Consider the following 19,709-nt stretch of genomic DNA (forward strand, 5'->3'; position numbering starts at 1 on the left):
GGTATGGCATCCCTGCCATACCCACGCACCCAGTAGAAGAATATGGGCATCCTGCCCATACCCACGCACCCACAAAAAGCATATCTTTAAAAATAAAAGAGTAAAAAGTAAAAAGAAATGAATACAGCAGAGCTTTTCCTTTGGATCCTCGACAACCTCAACTATTGGGTTGTCACCCTGTTTATGGCTATCGAGAGTTCGTTCATTCCCTTCCCATCCGAGGTGGTTGTTCCGCCGGCAGCATGGAAGGCTATGGACCCTGACAGCGGCATGAGCTTTGTGCTCGTCGTGGTGTTCGCCACAATCGGTGCCGATCTCGGTGCGCTCATCAACTATTACCTTGCCAAGTGGCTCGGCAGACCTATCATCTACAAGTTCGCCGACAGCCGCATCGGTCACATGTGCCTCATCGACCGCACCGCCGTTGAGAAAGCCGAAACATTCTTCCGCAAGCATGGCGCTACGTCTACATTCTTCGGACGCCTCGTGCCGGCTGTACGCCAGCTTATCAGCATCCCTGCGGGTCTCTCAGGTATGCACGTAGGCAAGTTCCTCCTCTATACCACTCTCGGTGCAGGCGTGTGGAACACGGTGCTCGCCATGATCGGTTGGGGCATCTACAAGTACACCAACCTGAAGACCACAAAGGATGTTTACGAGCAGGCTTTGCAGTACAGCCACGAAATCGGCTACGTTCTGCTCGCTCTCGCCGCCCTCGTCGTCGCATTCCTTGCGTACAAGGGATTGAAGAAAACGAAATAAATTGTATGTACCATTTTTGCACCTAATGGTTTGAAAGAGTCGTTTAACGAAAACGAAAACGACATTTGAAACGAGCGTTGTCAATACTATAATTAGACATAGAATGCACCCCTAAATGTTGCCACGCTACAACAACAATATTGCCACGCTACGCAAACAACGTTGCCACGCTACGACAACAATATTGCCACGCTACGACAACAATGTTGCCACGCTACAACAACATTGCTACGCTACAACAATGTCGAGAAACGGACAGAAGATGAGTTAGAAGACAAACTGGAAGATAGACTGGAAGATAGGATGGAAGATAACCCCTATTGTTCAGATATCTCCCAGCCATTACTTCGCTGATACACAGCACATTATACTCCAAAATGTAGGATATGGTAGATTTTTTCGCAAAACACTTTTTCTTAACCATATCTTTAAACAATGTAATTTTCACAAGACTACGGCAGGAATGGAACACCTTCCTTTACTCATAATGTGATGGTGATATGGGGATGATTTCAACTAATCTTCTTTAAACGCCAGCTTGTCGAACTTGGCTTTAAGCATTGGAGCCTCCGACTTACGAATTGAGAGTTTCATCTCGCAGGTGTTGTCGTAGGTCTGGCTGATAATGCGCGGCGACATGTCCTTGATGATTTTCATTACGTCGTTCATCATAATGTAAGGAAAATCGAAAACAACCTCCTCCTCTACGAACTGACTTACAATCTCTGCGTTGGCTATTGCCTCAGCCGCTGCGGTGCGATAGGCAACAATAAGTCCGCTTGTGCCAAGATTGACACCTCCGTAATAGCGCACAACGATGATAAGAATGTCGGTCAACTCGTTCTTGTTGATCTGACCGAGGATGGGCTTGCCGGCTGTGCTGCTCGGCTCGCCGTCGTCGTTGGCACGGAAATCGGTGCGGTCAGCACCGAGCATGTATGCCCAGCACACATGACGCGCGTCATAATACTTCTTGCGAAACTCTGCTACGTATTGCTTCACTTCCTCCTCGGAAGTGACATGAAAGGCAAAAGCGAGAAACTTACTGCGTTTCTCGCTGTAAAAGCCTTCTGCGGGTGTGTCTGTGATTGTAAGAAATTCGTCTTTTGGCCCCATTGATATTAAATTGACAAGTAGACAAGGCGAGATGCATAACAAACGTTTATGCAAACCACCTTGTCTACTCGTTGCTTATTCACTTATCTACTACTATGTTACGACAGCTTGTGGATGATGAGTCCTGAGCGGAGCTTAGGCTCAAACCATGTTGCCTTCGGCGGCATGATCTTTCCGCTATCGGCGATGTCGATTATCTGTTTCATTGAAACCGGATAGAGGGCGAGTGCCATACGCATCTCACCACTGTCTACGCGACGCTTCAGCTCTTCGAGACCGCGAAGACCTCCCACGAAGTCGATGCGCTTGTCCGAACGCAGGTCGGTGATGCCGAGCACCTTGTCGAGGATAAGACGGCTCGAGATGTCTACGTCGAGAACTCCGATTGGGTCGTGGTCGTCGTATGTGCCTTGCTTGGCGTTGAGAGCGAACCAGTGGCCGTCGAGATAGAGTGAGAACTCATGCAGACGCTGCGGCTTGTAGATAGCCTCGCCCTTGTCCTCAACCTCGAAGTTCTCGCGCAAAGCGTCAAGGAACTGCTCCGATGTAAGACCATTGAGGTCCTTTACAACGCGGTTATAGTCGAGCACGGTGAGCTGCGATGCCTGGAAGCAAACAGCCATGAAGTAGTTGTACTCCTCGTCGCCCTTATGGTTCGGATTGTTCTTAGCCTTTTCTGCACCAACGAGAGCAGCGGCAGCGCTGCGGTGATGACCGTCGGCGATGTAGAGAGCCGGCATCTTGGCAAACTCCTTAGTGATTACGTCGATGTCTGCCTTGTCACTAATAACCCAGAACTTATGACCGAAGCCGTCATCGGGAGCAACGAAGTCGTACTCGGGCTTTGTTGCTGCGTAGCGCTTGATGAGCGCGTCGAGCACCTCGTTGTCAGGATAAGCGAAGAACACCGGCTCGATGTTGGCGTCGTTTACGCGAACATGCTTCATGCGATCTTCCTCCTTGTCGCGGCGTGTCAGCTCGTGCTTCTTGATTGTGCCATTGAGATAATCGTTGACGAAAGCACCCACAACAAGTCCGTACTGAGTCTTGCCGTTCATGGTCTGAGCGTAGATATAATAGTTCTCGTCTGCGTCCTGACGAAGCCAACCCTTCTCCTGGAACATCTTGAAGTTAGCGGCAGCCTTCTCGTAAACGCGCGGATCGTACTCGCTTGTGCCCGGTTCGAAGTCAATCTCCGGCTTGATGATATGATAAAGACTCTTCTCGTTATCGCCAGCCTCAGCTCTTGCCTCTTCACTATCGAGCACGTCGTAAGGACGTGATGCTATTTCTTCAACAAGGTCTTGCGGTGGACGTACGCCACGGAATGGTTTTACTGTTGCCATAGTATGATTATTTTAAAACCCCACCACTATGTCCTCCCTATGGGGCAAAGGGGTGGGGTTATCGGGGATTTTTACTTAATTACTTGTTAACTTGGAACTTAGTGCAGCCGTCTGCGAAGAACGCATTAATCTGCTTAGCAGCTGCGATACCAGCGTTGGTGTTAGCCTCTGCTGTCTGAGCACCCATCTTCTTAGGTGTAGAGAAGTATCTGCCTTCGAACTTCTGGAACTCTTCGTTAGCGTCCGGCATGATGTCTGTGATGAACTTCAGGTCGGTGCGTTCTGCCATGAGGGCAAGGAGTTCAGGCTCGTTGATAACTTCCTTACGGGCAGTGTTGATGAGGATGCCGTTCTTGTGGAGCTTGCCTACAAGCGCAGCGTTAATGCTCTGCTTTGTTTCGGGAGTAGCAGGGATGTGCAGCGAAACGATATCGCAGTTCTCGAAGAGAGCGTCCTGAGAGTCAACTGCCTTAACGCCAGCAGCCTCAATAGCCTCCTTCGGGCAGAAAGCGTCGTATGCATAAACTTCCATGTCAAAGCCATTGGCGATGCGAGCCACGTTTCTACCTACGTTGCCGAAAGCGAGGATACCGAGCTTCTTGCCCTTCAACTCGCTACCCGACTTGCCGTTGTAGAAGTTGCGAACGCCGTAAACGAGCAAACCGAATACGAGTTCAGCCACAGCATTAGAGTTCTGACCAGGTGTGTTCTCAACAACAACGTTCTTCTCTTTAGCGTAAGCACAGTCGACATTGTCGTAACCGGCACCGGCACGTACAACTATCTTAAGTTGCTTTGCAGCGTCAAGCACCTCTGGTGTAACCTTGTCTGAGCGCACGATCATCGCGTCAGCGTCAGCCACAGCGTCAAGAAGCTGCTGCTTCTCTGTATATTTCTCAAGCAGAACGAGTTCGTTGCCTGCACCTTCTATCTCAGCCTTAATGCCGTCAACCGCTGCCTTTGCAAACGGTTTTTCTGTTGCCACTAATACTTTCATAGCTATACTATTTATTAATGTTCCTTTTCAAAATCCTGCATGCACTTAACGAGAGCCTCAACGCCTTCCATAGGCATAGCGTTGTAGCAACTTGCGCGGAAGCCACCTACCGAACGGTGACCCTTGATGCCGACCATGCCACGTTGTGTAGCGTACTCGAAGAACGGCTTCTCAAGATCCTTGTACTCGTCGTTCATAACGAAGCAGATGTTCATCAAAGAACGAGAGTCCTTCTCTACTGTACCACGGAACAACTTGTTGCGGTCGATTTCGTCGTAGAGCACCTTAGCGCGAGCCTCAGCACGACGTGCCATCTCCTCTACTCCACCCTGAGCCTTAATCCAACGCAGTGTTTCGAGAGCGCAGTAGATAGGTACTACTGGAGGCGTGTTGAACATAGAACCTTTCTCTACGTGTGTACGGTAGTCGAGCATTGTCGGAATCTGACGCGGAGCCTTACCCAAGCAGTCATCCTTAACGATGATGAGGGTAACACCAGCCATAGCGAGGTTCTTCTGAGCACCTGCATAGATGCAGTCGTACTTAGCAACGTCGATAGGACGGCTGAAGATATCAGAAGACATATCGCCGATAAGTCTTACAGGCACTTCCGGTTCCTTGCGGATTTCGGTACCATAAATAGTATTATTAGTTGTAATATGTAAATAATCGAGATCTGTCGGACATTCGTAATCCTTTGGATAGAATGTATAGCCTGCGTCTGCAGAAGAAGCCACCTCAACAGCTTCGCCAAAGAGCTTAGCTTCCTTCAACGCCTTCTTTGCCCATGTACCCGTATTGAGATAACCAGCCTTCTTAATCAAGAAGTTGTAAGGAATCATACAGAATTCCAATGAAGCGCCACCACCGAGGAACAATACCGAATAGCCTTCCGGCACCTTCAAGAGTTCCTTGATAAGGGCTACAGCCTCATCAACAACGGGTTGGAAATCCTTTGCACGATGGCTAATCTCTGCCAAAGAAAGTCCTGAACCATTAAAATCCAAAATCTGTTTTGCTGTGTTTTCGATCACTTCGCGAGGAAGAATAGAAGGTCCTGCATTAAAGTTGTATTTCTTCATCTGCCTGTTTGTTATTAAGTTAATATAAGTTTGATTACTATCGCAGGCGAAGTTACAATTAATTTTTGAAAGTAACAAGCAAATGTTTACAAAATGTTACTCTTATTTTATCTTTTACGCGGTTTCAACTTTACTTCTGGTATTTTCAACTTGTCACCAGCCTTCACTGTATGGCAGTTATTCAGCACCTCAACGTAACATTCCATACCTTCTCCAAGATAGGCTTTACTAATTGAGGCGAGCGACTGCCCTGATTTTACGGTAACCACTTTGGCAACACCAACAATAATATAAGCACCCGTACGTACACGAACATCATAGTTGTAGTCGGACGGTGTGGTGGCTGTTGGTGCTGCAGACATTACTGCTGTAGAGCCTGTCGCAGCCTTAGAGTTAGACGCACGAACAGAGTCTTTCTTCTCTTTCTTTATGTTTTCTGCAGTGTGTGCATCTGCTGCTTTCAAAGCATCATTAGACGCTATTGTATCACTAACAACACACTGCGGTTCAACTGCTACCACCGTATCTTGTTGAGCATACAATCGTGTCTCAAGTCTATCTATGACATGGTTCTTCTCTTCTATTCGCTGATAAAGGAAATACATACCTATGCCAATACTCACGAGTATAACAAACGACGCAATAGTGAGAATATACATCATACGCGGACTGCGTTGCTTGCATCCACCAATAACAATGCCTTCATCGTCTGACTCATCTATGTCGTTAGCCGACTTTTCTTCGTCTGCCTTATTGTTATCATCATCTATTGGTTCGCTCTTTGGAGCCATCAAACGACGAGCCATGTCACGGTGTTCCTCTGTGTTTACCACTTTTGATGCAGGTTCTGAGGGGGAAGGCTGGTCGGTTGGCTGATCGGTTGGTGCAGTTGGGGACAACTGCACCCCCTGAGGTTGCTCAGTTGGTGTGGGTTGATTGGCGGATTGATCAGTCAACTGGTCGGTTGGTGCAGTTGAGGACAACTGCACCCCCTGAGGTTGCTCAGTTGATATGGGTTGATTGGCGGATTGGTCGGTTGGCTGGTCGGTTGGTGCAGTTGGGGACAACTGCTCCCCCTGAGTTTCCGTTTCAATTACAGAATCGGAGAGCTCATTCATTTCATCATCTATTTCAGAAAAATCGACTCCATCGTTAAGCACTACAGTCTCAAACTGTACAAACGGACGATTGACACGGTCGCGCAGCAAGACCTCGGGAGTGAACGAGATTTTGTTGCGTCCATCGATGATAATACGTTCGCCAGTATTCACATCGACACTGGCGCGTGCGCTCACCGCCGACACTTTGAAAGTGCCGAAGCCTTTTATCTTCACCGAGCTATCAGTGTCGTCAAGTTCCTCATTTACTACATCGAACATTGCACCGATAAAGTCGGAAGCGTCACTAAGCGATAAGCCGTACTTCTCACTCAGCTCACGAGCGAAATCATTCACCTTAGCCATTCGCGTCGTCTCCTTTCTTCATCTTGTTCTTCACCGATGTTGCAGGCTTGAAGTTAAGCACAATCTTCGGCGGAACGAGCATACGCTGCCCCGTTGACGGATTGACAACGATGCGCTCCATACGTTTCTTCAGTTCAAAGGTACCGAAATCTGGTACTGACACATTCTCATCTTCATCGAACGTAGAGGCAACAGACTCTAACACGCAACGCACCATGCGCTGAGTGTTCTCCTGCGAATATCCCGTGCGTCGAGATAGTTCTGTGATGTATTCCTTGTTGTTCATATATAATATAAGGTGAGAATGTGTAATGATTATATTATTCTACTTCGCCATAGAGGTCGAAGTCGTCGCTATCGGTGATACGTACATCGTAGAACGCACCGACACGCAGACGGCGCGTAGCCTTGATTAGCACCTCGGGGTCGACCTCCGGTGAGCAGAACTCCGTGCGACCGATGTAGTAGTCGCCCTCTTTGCGATCGATGATGGTCTTTAGAACGCTGCCTACCTTGGCTGCTTCCACCTCAGCACTGATGCGCTGCTGCACAGCCATGAGCTTGTCGAGACGGCGTTGCTTAACCTCAGCAGGCACATCGTCCTCGTAATGTTCGGCGCTGTATGTGCCTTCCTCCTCTGAGTAGGCGAAAGCGCCCATACGCTCGAAGTGTGCCCACTTCACGAACTCTACAAGTTCCTTGAAGTCCTCCTCTGTCTCGCCAGGGAAGCCAACGAGCAGTGTTGTGCGCAGATGCAGGCCCGGCACCTCCTTGCGGATGCGCTCTATGAACTCCATTGTCTCCGCCTTAGTAACATGGCGATGCATACGTGTGAGCATATTGTCGGAGATATGCTGCAGAGCGATGTCGAGATACTTGCAAACGTTCGGCTTCTCGCGAATAACGTCAAGCAGTTCGAACGGGAACTGGTTAGGATAAGCATAGTGCAGACGAATCCACTTCACACCCTTTATATCTGCGATGTCCGAGATAAGGTCGGCGATATGACGTTTGCCGTCGATGTCCACTCCGTAGTATGTCAATTCTTGAGCGATAATCTGGAACTCCTTCACGCCACTTGCCACCAGTTCACGTATTTCCTCAAGTATCTCCTCCTTCGGACGGCTTACGTGCTTACCAGTGATGATTGGTATGGCACAATAGGCACAACGGCGGTCGCAACCCTCGCTAATTTTTATATAGGCGTAGTGGTGCGGCGTAGTGATGTGGCGTGCACCAGAGCATGTAGGTTCTTCGGGCTTGCCGAGGTCGGTAAGCAACTGCTTGAAGTTGAACTTACCATAGTACTTATCCACCTGCGGGATCTCCTCTTCGAGCTCCTTCTGATAGCGTTGTGAGAGACAACCCATAACGAAGAGTTTGCTTATCTTGCCCTCTTCCTTAGCCTGAACGAGTTCGAGAATGGTGTCGATGCTCTCCTGCTTTGCGTCCTCAATGAAGCCGCATGTGTTGATAACAACAATTTCGCCCTCGATGCGCTTCGCATCGTGGGTGCAATGATATCCAGCCTGCTCGAAAAGTGTCATCAGCTTCTCGCTGTCGACAAGGTTCTTTGAGCAGCCCATTGTTATAATATCTACTTGTCCTTTCTTCATAATTATTTCTTGAACAACGAATCGACGAACTGGCGTTTGTTGAAGAGCTGCAATGCCTCCATCGATTCGCCCAATCCGATATACTTCACCGGCACCTTAAGTTGGTCGCTGATGCCGATAACCACTCCACCCTTCGCTGTTCCGTCGAGCTTTGTGATAGCAAGCGATGTGATTTGTGTGACCTGCGAGAACTGCTTTGCTTGCTCAAAAGCGTTCTGACCGGTACTGCCATCAAGCACGAGCAGCACCTCATCGGGTGCTTCGGGCAGCACCTTCTTCATAACATCCTTTATCTTCTTCAGCTCGTTCATCAAGCCCACCTTGTTATGCAGGCGTCCTGCGGTATCGATGATTACGACATCTGCTCCGTTTGCCTTAGCCGAAGAGAGCGTATCGAAAGCTACGGATGCAGGGTCGGCACCCATCTGCTGTTTTACTACGGGCACACCTACGCGCTCGCCCCAGATGCAAATCTGCTCAACGGCAGCGGCACGGAATGTGTCGGCAGCACCGAGATACACTTTCTTGCCCGACTTCTTGAACTGATAAGCGAGCTTGCCGATGGTGGTTGTCTTGCCGACACCGTTCACACCAACAACAAGAATCACGTAAGGACGATGATCGGTTGGCAATTCCCAATCGTCATTATCCGCAGTGTTATTCTCTGTAAGCAGCGATGCAATTTCATCGCGCATGATATTGTTAAGTTCTGACGTAGACACATACTTATCGCGTGCCACACGTTCTTCAATGCGCTGTATAATCTTCAAAGTTGTTTCTACACCTATGTCAGATGTAATCAGAGCCTCTTCAAGATTATCGAGCACTTCGTCGTCGACGGTAGATTTACCCATGACAGCACGAGAAATCTTGTCGAAGACACTGTGTTTTGTCTTCTCCAGACCATTGTCAAGAACTTCTTTCTTGTTCTTATTAAAAAATCCAAAAATTCCCATATAACGTTATTTAAGTGCAAAGATAGTGCAAATTGGGCGCAATTCAAAACGAAAAGTAAAAGACTTGTGTTTTAGTGCTAAAATGCAACCTATATTTATGTTATTTCAGCTCCACGACCATGCCCTCTCGCGTCAGTTCAGACGCAGGGAACACAGCGCGAGCCTCTTCGAGTAGCACCTGTTCGTTGTCGTATTTCGAGCTATAGTGACCTAACAGTAGACGACCTGCATGTGCGTCGCGAGCCACTTGTGCAGCTTGCGCTGCCGTACTGTGACAATACTTAGTCGCCTTCTCTGCGTCTTCCGTAGCATACGTCGTTTCGTGATAGATGCATGTTGTGCCTTCGAGCTGCTTATGCAGTTCGGGCAGATAGCACGTATCGCTGCAATAAGCGTAGCTGCGCGGTGGGTCAGCAGGGCGTGTCAACCTGTTACTTGGTATCACGTTGCCGTCTTCGTCAGTCCACGACGCGCCGTTCTTTATGTTGTTTATCTGCGACACGGGGATATGATAAAAATCTATCATGTCGCGACGGATATGCGGCAGTGTCGGCTTCTCGCGGAAGAGGAAGCCTGCGCACGGCTCGCGATGCTTCAGCGGTATCGACTCAACAGTCAGACTGCGGTCTTCGTAGATGACTGCACGCTTCTTCGTGTCGACAGCATGAAACTGTATCTCGTAGTCGAAGTCGTTGCAGAATGTCTCCAGCAGCATATCGAGCACGGGTTTTAGTTCTTTCGGAGCGTAGATTGCAAGTGGCATGGTGCGTCCGAGCAAGCCGAACGACGAGAGCATACCGATAAGCCCGAAGCAGTGGTCGCCATGTATATGGCTTATGAACACAGCACAGAGGCGGTTGAAGCCTATCTTCGAGCGACGCATCTGCAGCTGCGTACCCTCGCCACAGTCGACGAGAAACTGCTTCTCGCGTATCTCCACCACCTGCGCCGAAGGGTTATGGCGCAACGTTGGCAGCGCACTGCCACAACCAAGTATATGTATTTTGAAAGGTTCCATAGTTTACACTATCTCCTCAAATATTTTTATTTCTGTCGTTTAAATGTAAAGATGCCGTTTGCATTCTCAAGATAGAGCGAATCGGCACTCAGACATTCTATACAGAAAGTGTCGCGGTTGAGCAGTAGTGAGCCGTTGAGTATTTTCCATGAGGTCCAAGGATTGGTCTCAGCCTTAACGGCAGAGTGCACAGTTCCGCCCTCCTCTATCGTGAAGTTCTTGTCGATGCTTGTCCAATGTCCGAGCAACGATGTAACGTTTATCACCCGGTCAGCCACCAGTTCGTCAGCCGTCTTATGTCCGGTCACAGCCATCTTGTCGCCAGCCATGAGTCCGCCCTGCACATCCGATGGTGTCTCCACTTCCGTTTCGGCATCCTGACTGAGAAGTGTATAAACGAGGGTGTCGCCTGCATCCGTAATAATCTCGAGCGAGTGCATCGATGTGCCCTCACCGCATACGCCGTAGACCGTAGTGTCGTTCACCTCCACCACCTCGTCCGTGTCCTCAATCTGCTGTTTCTTCTTTGCGTCGCAAGCTGCCAACATCAGAACAAGAAACAGGAGTCCCATACCCCCTTTGAGCATGGGGCGCAGCAATACGCTAATACTCTTCATAATATCCTTTGTTAAATGTTTTTATTCGTTGTTTTTCGCCTCATTCCAAAGCGCGTCCATCTCTCCGAGCGTCATATTCTTCAGCGGTTTGCCAATCTTTATGCTATGCTGCTCGATGTAGTTGAAGCGGCGGATGAACTTGGCGTTGGTCTTTTCGAGTGCCGTGTCGGGATTTATCTTGTAGAGACGTGCCGCGTTGATGAGCGAGAAGAGGAAGTCGCCGAACTCCTCCGTAGAGCGTTCCTTGTCCTCACAGCGCAGTTCTGCCTCCAGCTCGTCGAGTTCCTCGCGCACCTTAGCCCATACATCGCCCTTGTCTTCCCAGTCGAAGCCCACATTGCGCACCTTGTCCTGCACGCGATACGCCTTGATAAGCGAAGGCAGAGCGTCGGGCACACCGGCAAGCACACTCTTGTTGCCGTCCTTCTCCTTCAGCTTCAGCTGCTCCCACTTCTCCGTCACCTGCTGCGATGTCTTCGCCGTGTCCTCCAGATGCTCGTCAGCCTGCTCGCCGTAAGGCAGCGGTTTCGGGTCGGGCGCACCAACCTGCGAGGGATGGTACACGTGCGGATGACGATAGATGAGCTTGTCGACGAGCTTATCGCACACGTCGGCAATGTCAAACTCGCCCTTTTCTTCTCCGATACGAGCGTAGAAGCCAACGTGTAGCAGCACGTCGCCAAGCTCCTTGCAGATGTTCGGCTCATCGTCCTTCAGGAGTGCGTCGCACAGTTCGTAGGTTTCTTCGATGGTATTCGGGCGCAGCGACTCATTGGTCTGCTTGCGGTCCCACGGGCATTTCTCGCGCAGTGTGTCAAGCACGTCGAGCATACGTCCGAACGCTTTCAGCTTTTCTTCTCTTGTATGCATAATTTCAATATAAAACTCCGATAGTTATTGTATATAATTTGTGCAAAGTTACAAATAAAATTTTGATATTCAGAATTATTGTAATACCTTTGTTTATATGAATATACTACTCATTGACAATTACGACTCGTTCACATACAACCTCTTTCAATACATAAAGGAAGAAGGAGGTGCGGATGTGAACGTAACCGTTTGGCGAAACGACCAGTTCGAGCTTGATGACGTTGAGCCTTTCGACAAGATAATTCTCTCTCCGGGTCCTGGTGTGCCCGACGAGGCAGGGTTACTGAAGGCTGTCATCCGCCGTTATGCCCCTACAAAGCCCATACTTGGCGTGTGCTTGGGCGAGCAAGCCATTGGCGAGGTGTTCGGCGCAGAGATATACAATCTGTCCGCAGTCTACCATGGCATACAGTCGAGCATACGCATTGTCGCGCCCGACTACATCTTCAACAACATACCCGGCAACACGTTGGTAGGACGCTATCATTCTTGGGCGGTGAAGCAGGCAAACTTCCCTACAGAATTAGTTGTAACAGCGGTGAATGAAGACGGACTTATAATGGCATTGAAGCATCGCACTTATGATGTTCACGGCATACAATTCCACCCCGAATCGATACTCACGCCAGAAGGAAGGCGCATCATTCGCAACTTTATAGTCCCCGATTAACCATCTGCGTCGTAATTTCTATTTCTCCCAAATCAATCATAGCGTTGATGAGACTCACCTTCTGCGCTTTCATCAACGTTTCTACGCTTATATCCGCTTCTCTTATCACTTGTCTTTCGAGCAGGCTGGCGCGCTTTGTGCCCAACAGAAGCGGATGCTTGGGTGTGAGCCATCGCTCACCATCAAACACTGCTATGTTTGTGAATGAAGTGTCGGTGAGCAATCCGTTCTTCACGATCAGCACCTCGTCGCAGTCGCCTTTCTGAGCGGCGAGGCTGTTGAGACATGCGCGGTCGGTGCTTTTGAAGGAATAGTCAATCTCGTTGTCTTCAACGAGCTTCAAGCTGCGTATCTCGCGCATTTTGTAGGGTGCATACTGTACATCCTCAACGCCCTGTCCGCCATACACCACCCTTGCCTTGTAGAAGTGCATGTCGGGCGTGGGCGACAGCACGCCAGAGAGCATAGGCACCGGCGTGTGGGCAAAGAAGTGGCGCATGGTGCTCTCCATGCGTGCCTGATGGAAATTCAGGTTAAGTGCCTTTCCGTCCTCTATCTTTATTGTTTCTACAAACTGCTGCATTGTTTTCACGAATTACTCTTTTATCACTTCGTTTACTTTGTAATCGGGAGATACACTTTCTGCAGCACCTCCTCATATTCCTTCATGCACTGGCTTTGCGACGTTATGCCGCCACCTGCCTTGAAAAACATTCCCTCGTCGGTCTGCTCTATGAAGCGTATCATCACGGCAGAATCGAGCTCGCCGCCGGTGTATATGCCCATGATGCCGGTGTAAAATCCGCGCTCGTATGTCTCCGCCTCGTCTATTATTTGACAGGTCTTCTTCTTAGGCGCACCCGTTATGCTTCCGGCAGGCAGTTGCGCAGCGAGTATGTCGCCGATGCGCTGCGTGTAGTCGGAGGGCAACTTGCCGCTTATCTCCGAACTTGTCTGCAAGATGTCGCCCTTGTTGGTGTGCAGAACATCAACGAAACGATACTTCTCCACCTTCACGTCTGTAGCCACCGTGTTCAGATCGTTGCGTATAAGGTCGACAATGGTGGCGTGCTCCGATGCCTCCTTCTTGTCGTCCATCAGCACTTGCTTGGCATCTGGCAGCGTTGCGTTGATGGTGCCCTTCATCGGGAACGAATAGATTCTGCCACCTCTTATCTTTACGAATGTTTCGGGCGAGAAGCACACGAAACGCCCTATATCATCCGACGGATTATTCAAGAGCAACTTGTACTTACCTTTCGAATGGCGGAAGATGTCTTCAAGCGAGAGGTTGCAGCGCACCGCGACCTGGCATGTCAGATTGGCGAGATAGCTATTGCCAGCCAGCATATTGTTCTTCGCGATGTTGAAGCTACGCTCGTATTCGTCGTACTTCGGTGCCCCCACCTCCCATTCTATCTCCGCAGGCAGTTGAGTGGCGCATTCTCCGACGGCGTTGGTATGACTGCCGAAGTCGTAGAGGCACTCGCCGGCATCTATCTCCGAGAGTTTCTTTATATACGCCTTGTCGCCCTTATAGTCGACAACAAACAGAAAGGGTTCTCCGCTGCTGCCCAACTCGTTCAGTCTGTCTATTATATCTTTGTTCATACGTTTCTGGTGTAATGTTTTTAGCAAGTGCAAAATTACATCTTGTTTGCGAAAGCCACAAAAGTTGAGAGCGTGAATAAATCTTAAATTATATTTGCTTATTGCTGTTTTCACTAATAATTGGTTACTTTTGCCAACGTTTTAAATCGACAAACAAGAAATAAGGGGTGCTTCACGATTGTGTTGCTGAGATTATACCCATAGAACCTGACGCAGATAATGCTGCCGCAGGGATTGCTTCAGACATCCATACTTATTATATAAGGTATGACGTGATGCTCGGAGCTGTTTCTATTCCGTATTTTCTTTTGGTAGTAAGACCAACGGATGCGCCTCCAGACAAAAAAAGAGAAAGAGCATGAGGTACATTTGCGCACTTACCATTGCCGGTTCCGATAGTTGTGGCGGAGCGGGCGTTCAGGCTGACATTAAGACTATGTCGGCTTTAGGCGTTTATGCCGCTTCCGCCATCACGTCCGTCACGGTGCAGAACACATTGGGCGTGCAAGCCATTCAAGCCATACAGCCGGAGATAGTGGCTGGACAGATACGGGCGGTTATGGACGACATAAAGCCCACGGCTATAAAGGTAGGAATGGTGAACGACCAGACTACTATCCTGGCTATTGCCGACACGCTGCAACAGTATTCTCCGCAAAAGCTCATCGTCGACCCGGTAATGGTGTCTACGAGCGGTTCGACGCTCATGCATGAGGACGCTTTGGGCACGTTCTGCAGTCGCTTGCTCCCTATGGCTACCCTGCTCACGCCGAACATTCCCGAGGCGGAAGTACTCTCCAACCGCTCTATCCGCTCTATTGATGACATGGATGCTGCAGGACGCAGCATTTTGGCATTGGGCTGCAAGGCTGTGCTTATCAAGGGCGGACATCTTGAGGGCAGGAAGGTAGACAAGCTGTACCTGCCGAACAACGAGGTTTGCTCGTTCGTTCACGAAGCGATAGCCACACGCAACACGCACGGCACGGGCTGCACGCTGTCTTCTGCCATCGCTGCGTTCATGGCTCGCGGACTTGCATTGACTGACGCTGTAGCGCAAGCCAAGACTTACCTTTCGCAGGCCTTGGAAGCTGGCAAGGATGTGCACATCGGCGAAGGTCACGGACCGGTTAACCATTTGTTCAATCCCGAAAAACAAATTATCCTATGATACAGTTTATTACTCATTTCAATGAACGCTACGGATATGTAGAGGGCGCTCGCTTGGCACTTGAAGGCGGATGCCGATGGGTTCAGCTGCGCATGAAGGACGCCTCGGAGGAGAAGTTCGTGGCTGCTGCCGAACAGATTGGCAAGTTGTGCAGAGAGCACGAAGCGGTGTTCGTTCTCGACGACCATGCGGAGCTTGTGGAGCGCTGCGGAGCCGACGGCGTGCATCTCGGCAAGAACGACATGCCGGTTGACGAGGCGCGTAGGCTGCTCGGCTACGACAGAATAATCGGCGGCACGGCTAACACCTTCGAAGACATTGAGCGTCTGCACCGACAAGGTGCCGACTACATAGGCTGTGGTCCGTTCCGCTTCACCACGACAAAGAAAAACCTCTCGCCGGTGTTGGGTCTGGAGGGCTACGAGCGCATCGTCAGCGACATGAAAGCGCACGGCATCGACCTGCCCATCGTAGCCATCGGCGGCATTCTGAAGTCGGACATCGCCGACATAATGCAGACCGGCGTGACGGGCATCGCTGTAAGCGGCGGCATCCTGAACGCTGAAAGTCCTGCAGAAGAAATGAAACAATTTATAAGCCTTATAAAACCAAACAGATAATGGAAACAAATATCAAATTCAACTATCCTTCTTCCGAGAAGGTGTATCTCAGCGGCAAGCTCTACCCCGAGATTAAGGTGGGTATGCGCAAAGTGAGCCTTACGCCTACCATCATAGTAGAGGGCGGCGAGCGTCGCGTCGAGCCTAACGATCCGGTGTACGTATACGACACAAGCGGTCCGTACAGCGACCCTAACGTGGAAATAGACTTGGAGAAGGGTCTGCCGAAGCTGCGCCAGTCGTGGATAGACAGTCGCAAAGAGGGCGAGACACAGATGTACTTCGCCAAGCAGGGCGTCATCACGCAGGAGATGGAGTATGTAGCCATCCGCGAGAATATGAACTGCGAGGAGCTTGGCATCAAGACACACATCACTCCGGCATTCGTATGCAAGGAGATAGCCGAAGGCAGAGCTGTGATTCCTGCCAACAGAAAGCACCCGGAGTCGGAGCCAATGATCATCGGCACCAACTTCCTCGTGAAGATCAACACCAACATCGGCAACTCTGCCACCACTTCTGGCATGCAGGAGGAGGTTGAGAAGGCTGTATGGAGCTGCAAATGGGGCGGCGACACATTGATGGACCTCTCAACGGGCAACGACATACACGAAACACGCGAGTGGATTCTGCGCAACTGTCCGGTTCCGGTAGGCACAGTGCCTATGTATCAGGCGTTCGAGAAGGTGAACGGTAAGGCAGAAGACCTCACTTGGGAGATTTTCCGCGATACATTGATTGAGCAGTGCGAGCAGGGTGTCGACTACTTCACCATCCACTGCGGCATTCGTCTTCAGAACATCCACCTCGCCGACACTCGTCTTACTGGCATCGTAAGCCGCGGCGGCAGCATCATCTCCAAGTGGTGCAAGGTGCATCAGAAGGAGAGTTTCCTCTACGAGCACTTCGACGACATCTGCGACATCTGCGCCAAGTACGATGTTGCCATCTCTTTGGGCGACGGTTTGCGCCCCGGTTCTACATACGACGCCAACGACGCTGCGCAGTTTGCCGAGCTCGACACCATGGGCGAACTGGTTGAGCGTGCTTGGGCTAAGAACGTTCAGGCATTCATCGAGGGTCCGGGACACGTGCCAATGCACAAGATCAAGGAGAACATGGAGCGACAGATCGAGAAGTGTCATGGTGCACCGTTCTACACGCTCGGTCCGCTCGTTACAGACATTGCTCCGGCTTACGACCACATCACTTCTGCCATCGGCGCTGCAATGATTGGCTGGTACGGAACGGCTATGCTCTGCTACGTTACGCCGAAGGAGCACCTCGCTCTGCCTGAGAAGGAGGACGTACGCATCGGTGTCGTAACGTATAAGATTGCGGCTCATGCTGCCGACTTGGCTAAGGGTCACCCCGGAGCTACCATACGCGACAACGCTTTGAGCAAGGCTCGTTACGACTTCCGCTGGAAGGACCAGTTCAACCTGGCGCTCGACCCGGAGCGTGCGCTCGAATACTACAAGTCGAGCAACAACGTTGACGCCAACTACTGCACGATGTGCGGTCCTAACTTCTGTGCTGCACGCATCAGCCACTCGCTCAAGAGTTGTCAGGAGGGCAAATAAAACGGCTGAGAGAAAAGAAAAAGAATATAAAAACCCAATAAATACTTAATAAAAATGATTGAAACACAAGTATCAAAAGGTATTATCACTACCTATTTCGACAAGCTTCAGAACAATTTGGACCTCGATGTAGCCATCGTTGGCGGCGGTCCTTCAGGCATCGTTGCCGCTTACTATATGGCTAAAGCCGGACTGAAAGTGGCTCAGTTCGACCGTAAGCTCTCTCCCGGCGGCGGCATGTGGGGCGGCGCAATGATGTTCAACCAGATTGTCATTCAGGAGGAGGCGATGCACATCGTCAAGGATTTCGACATCAACTACCAGGCATTCGAGGATGGACTCTACACTATCGACTCTGTAGAGAGCACATCGTCACTGCTCTATCACGCCGTACACGCCGGCGCTACCATCTTCAACTGCTACTCGGTAGAGGACGTGGTGTTCAAGAACAACGTGGTGAGCGGTGTGGTAGTCAACTGGACTCCGGTGCTGCGCGAAGGTCTGCACGTAGACCCGCTTAACATCATGGCTAAGTGCGTCATCGACGGCACTGGTCACGACAGCGAGATGTGCAAGGTGGTAGCACGCAAGAACGGCATACAGCTCGACACCGCGACTGGCGGCGTTATCGGCGAGCGTTCGCTTGACGTTGTAGAGGGTGAGCGCATGGTAGTAGAGGGCACACGCGAGGTTTATCCAGGTCTATATGTCTGCGGTATGGCTTCGTCTGCCGTTGCCGGCACTCCTCGCATGGGACCTATCTTCGGCGGCATGATGCTTTCGGGCAAGAAGGTTGCCGATATGATTATCGAGAAACTGAAGAAGTAAGCAGGGGGTGCAGCTGTCTCAGCTCGGCTTCGCCGCTTGCCAGATCAAGAACTGCACCAACGGACCAATCACTACACATTTTCCACATGAAATGGATTGTAATAACCTCTCCCGACTTCGTGTCGGGGGAGGCTCTTTTCATAGACCGACTGTTCGGTCACGGACTCGACTTGCTGCACCTGCGCAAGCCCGGCTCAACGATTGAGGCATGCAGAAAACTGCTACGGCAGATTCCCGAGCGATGGCATAGCCGCATAGTGCTGCACGACCACTTTCAGCTGACGGGCGAGTTCCTGCTTCACGGCGTACATCTCAACCGCCGCTGTCCGCATGCTCCCGACGGATATACGGGCAGCATATCCTGCTCGTGCCATAGTCTGGAGGAGGTAGCGAAGAAAAAGCCCACGAGCGACTACGTCTTCCTGAGCCCTATCTTCAACAGCATCTCAAAGGCTGGATACGAGGCTGCGTTCTCTACCGCAGCTTTGCACAAGGCAGCAGCAGAAAGCCTCATCGACAACAAGGTTTATGCGCTTGGCGGCGTGTCTAAAGAGCATATAGCACAACTGAAAGATCTCTCGTTCGGTGGAGCTGCGTTCTTGGGCGACGTATGGCGCCGCATGGACGACCCTAATGCGGACATTTATCTCGACGAACTGCGCAGCCTGCTCAGTTAATACTGCCCGACTCGCTCGTATTCTCAATCAACGGCAAGACATCGTTCTCATATCCAAAAATTGAGACTACCGACAAGGGGCAATACCCATTCGGCACACCCTACTACCTGCTCGTAGACATGCAGATACAGGGTGCATGGGTGGGCAAAGCCGACCCAAAGCAGCTGCCAATAGAACTGGAAGTAGACTGGGTGAAGTTCTATGAACTGGAGAAATAACCACATACTGAACTAAAGTTCATCCGGAATTTGGAGTGATTCAACTATGAACCTATAAGTAGCGGAGGTCTCCGGCCTCCGCAGTACCAAGTCGAATACAAATCATTATTACTAATAATAGAGTTTGCATACTTGTTTTTTTGCGCCCTCTATATAAAGAAGGCTAATTTGTTAATATACGCAACAGGAAAATTATATCACTGTCTTGCATTTGGATAACTTTAAAGTCTCAGCCCATTTTATCTATTCATTTGAACTTGCTGGGCTCTTCGGTCGCCAGAGCTTGCGTATTCTTATTGATTTAATGATATCATCGTATTTCTTTTTACTTTCTTTGTTTACATCAAGGTAATATATTCTTACGCCACCACCAACATATTTTTTCCAAAACTTTCCATCTTTATTTCCCCAATATATCTTATACTTTTTTGTATGCTCAGAACCTAATGGGGTATTGTCTTTTTTTAAATAAGGTTGACACCCTA

Annotated in this window: 21 protein-coding genes, 1 pseudogene and 1 riboswitch; of the genes and pseudogenes, 8 read left to right on the forward strand and 14 right to left on the reverse strand. The window is 50.1% G+C overall.

The annotated features are described in order from the left end of the window. Positions 1-117 precede the first annotated feature (117 nt). Together HMPREF0673_RS08510 and HMPREF0673_RS14280 are read left to right on the forward strand one after the other, a co-directional pair. Complete coding sequence (locus tag HMPREF0673_RS08510; protein WP_007900956.1) at positions 118-762, forward strand: DedA family protein; 645 nt, start codon at positions 118-120, stop codon at positions 760-762. 115 nt (positions 763-877) lie between these two features. Then, complete coding sequence (locus tag HMPREF0673_RS14280; protein WP_007900957.1) at positions 878-1,033, forward strand: hypothetical protein; 156 nt, start codon at positions 878-880, stop codon at positions 1,031-1,033. 245 nt (positions 1,034-1,278) lie between these two features. Here HMPREF0673_RS14280 and HMPREF0673_RS08515 read toward each other — a convergent pair whose 3' ends face one another. The 11 genes from HMPREF0673_RS08515 to mazG form a co-directional block, all read right to left on the reverse strand. Beyond that, the gene (locus tag HMPREF0673_RS08515; RefSeq protein ID WP_007900962.1) at positions 1,279-1,878 is read right to left on the reverse strand and encodes an IMPACT family protein; all 600 of its coding nucleotides are present in this window, start codon (positions 1,876-1,878) and stop codon (positions 1,279-1,281) included. Positions 1,879-1,976: 98 nt separating this feature from the next. After that, a complete protein-coding gene (locus tag HMPREF0673_RS08520; RefSeq protein WP_007900965.1) occupies positions 1,977-3,224 on the reverse strand; it encodes a DUF1015 domain-containing protein in 1,248 nt (415 codons plus the stop codon). Between the two features lie 79 nt (positions 3,225-3,303). Next, positions 3,304-4,221, reverse strand: a complete 918-nt coding sequence (locus HMPREF0673_RS08525) for an NAD(P)-dependent oxidoreductase (protein ID WP_007900966.1) — start codon at positions 4,219-4,221, stop codon at positions 3,304-3,306. Between the two features lie 14 nt (positions 4,222-4,235). Next, complete coding sequence (serC, locus tag HMPREF0673_RS08530; protein ID WP_007900969.1) at positions 4,236-5,303, reverse strand: 3-phosphoserine/phosphohydroxythreonine transaminase; 1,068 nt, start codon at positions 5,301-5,303, stop codon at positions 4,236-4,238. Positions 5,304-5,410: 107 nt separating this feature from the next. Continuing rightward, entirely contained in the window at positions 5,411-6,766 is a 1,356-nt protein-coding gene (locus HMPREF0673_RS08535; RefSeq protein WP_007900971.1) for an HU family DNA-binding protein, read from the reverse strand. Next, entirely contained in the window at positions 6,759-7,052 is a 294-nt protein-coding gene (locus tag HMPREF0673_RS08540) for an HU family DNA-binding protein (RefSeq protein ID WP_007900973.1), read from the reverse strand. Before HMPREF0673_RS08540 ends, HMPREF0673_RS08535 begins: the two co-directional genes overlap by 8 nt. Before the next feature lie 34 nt (positions 7,053-7,086). After that, positions 7,087-8,382: a 30S ribosomal protein S12 methylthiotransferase RimO gene (gene rimO / locus HMPREF0673_RS08545; protein ID WP_007900976.1), complete on the reverse strand. Its 1,296-nt coding sequence runs from the start codon at positions 8,380-8,382 to the stop codon at positions 7,087-7,089. A 2-nt stretch (positions 8,383-8,384) separates the two neighbouring features. Next, positions 8,385-9,338, reverse strand: coding sequence for a signal recognition particle-docking protein FtsY (gene ftsY / locus HMPREF0673_RS08550; RefSeq protein ID WP_007900978.1), 954 nt, complete (start codon positions 9,336-9,338; stop codon positions 8,385-8,387). A 100-nt stretch (positions 9,339-9,438) separates the two neighbouring features. Beyond that, positions 9,439-10,356, reverse strand: coding sequence for a ribonuclease Z (locus HMPREF0673_RS08555; protein WP_007900979.1), 918 nt, complete (start codon positions 10,354-10,356; stop codon positions 9,439-9,441). 26 nt (positions 10,357-10,382) lie between these two features. Then, positions 10,383-10,973 (reverse strand): lipocalin-like domain-containing protein, encoded by a 591-nt coding sequence (locus tag HMPREF0673_RS08560; RefSeq protein ID WP_007900980.1) that lies wholly within the window; start codon positions 10,971-10,973, stop codon positions 10,383-10,385. Positions 10,974-10,994: 21 nt separating this feature from the next. Next, complete coding sequence (mazG, locus tag HMPREF0673_RS08565) at positions 10,995-11,843, reverse strand: nucleoside triphosphate pyrophosphohydrolase (protein WP_007900981.1); 849 nt, start codon at positions 11,841-11,843, stop codon at positions 10,995-10,997. Positions 11,844-11,940: 97 nt separating this feature from the next. Here mazG and HMPREF0673_RS08570 point away from each other — a divergent pair, with 97 nt between their 5' ends. Then, on the forward strand, positions 11,941-12,516 hold the full coding sequence (locus tag HMPREF0673_RS08570; RefSeq protein ID WP_007900982.1) for an anthranilate synthase component II: 576 nt from the start codon (positions 11,941-11,943) through the stop codon (positions 12,514-12,516). Here the strand turns inward: HMPREF0673_RS08570 and HMPREF0673_RS08575 are convergent. Both HMPREF0673_RS08575 and HMPREF0673_RS08580 read right to left on the reverse strand, forming a co-directional pair. After that, positions 12,500-13,099, reverse strand: coding sequence for an aminotransferase class IV family protein (locus HMPREF0673_RS08575; protein ID WP_007900986.1), 600 nt, complete (start codon positions 13,097-13,099; stop codon positions 12,500-12,502). The two genes, HMPREF0673_RS08570 and HMPREF0673_RS08575, sit on opposite strands and share 17 nt — an antisense overlap. Positions 13,100-13,131: 32 nt before the next feature. Continuing rightward, positions 13,132-14,127 (reverse strand): aminodeoxychorismate synthase component I, encoded by a 996-nt coding sequence (locus HMPREF0673_RS08580; protein ID WP_007901000.1) that lies wholly within the window; start codon positions 14,125-14,127, stop codon positions 13,132-13,134. A gap of 153 nt (positions 14,128-14,280) precedes the next feature. Further along, positions 14,281-14,379: riboswitch (TPP riboswitch) on the forward strand. Positions 14,380-14,485: 106 nt separating this feature from the next. Between HMPREF0673_RS08580 and thiD the strand changes: the two genes are divergently transcribed. The 5 genes from thiD to HMPREF0673_RS08605 all read left to right on the forward strand — a co-directional run bounded on the left by thiD (position 14,486) and on the right by HMPREF0673_RS08605 (position 19,006). Next, a complete protein-coding gene (gene thiD / locus HMPREF0673_RS08585; RefSeq protein WP_007901002.1) occupies positions 14,486-15,298 on the forward strand; it encodes a bifunctional hydroxymethylpyrimidine kinase/phosphomethylpyrimidine kinase in 813 nt (270 codons plus the stop codon). Next, positions 15,295-15,918, forward strand: a complete 624-nt coding sequence (locus tag HMPREF0673_RS08590) for a thiamine phosphate synthase (RefSeq protein WP_007901003.1) — start codon at positions 15,295-15,297, stop codon at positions 15,916-15,918. The genes thiD and HMPREF0673_RS08590 overlap by 4 nt, the downstream gene beginning before the upstream one ends. After that, complete coding sequence (thiC, locus tag HMPREF0673_RS08595) at positions 15,918-17,501, forward strand: phosphomethylpyrimidine synthase ThiC (RefSeq protein ID WP_007901004.1); 1,584 nt, start codon at positions 15,918-15,920, stop codon at positions 17,499-17,501. The genes HMPREF0673_RS08590 and thiC overlap by 1 nt, the downstream gene beginning before the upstream one ends. A 54-nt stretch (positions 17,502-17,555) precedes the next feature. Further along, positions 17,556-18,329, forward strand: coding sequence for a sulfide-dependent adenosine diphosphate thiazole synthase (locus tag HMPREF0673_RS08600; RefSeq protein WP_007901005.1), 774 nt, complete (start codon positions 17,556-17,558; stop codon positions 18,327-18,329). Positions 18,330-18,415: 86 nt separating this feature from the next. After that, a complete protein-coding gene (locus HMPREF0673_RS08605; RefSeq protein WP_007901006.1) occupies positions 18,416-19,006 on the forward strand; it encodes a thiamine phosphate synthase in 591 nt (196 codons plus the stop codon). 461 nt (positions 19,007-19,467) lie between these two features. On the opposite strand, the pseudogene HMPREF0673_RS14540 reads toward HMPREF0673_RS08605, so the two are convergent. After that, positions 19,468-19,709: pseudogene (locus HMPREF0673_RS14540) on the reverse strand (hypothetical protein); the annotation flags it as partial.

The organism is Leyella stercorea DSM 18206 (genome assembly GCF_000235885.1).
GTDB lineage: Bacteria > Bacteroidota > Bacteroidia > Bacteroidales > Bacteroidaceae > Prevotella > Prevotella stercorea.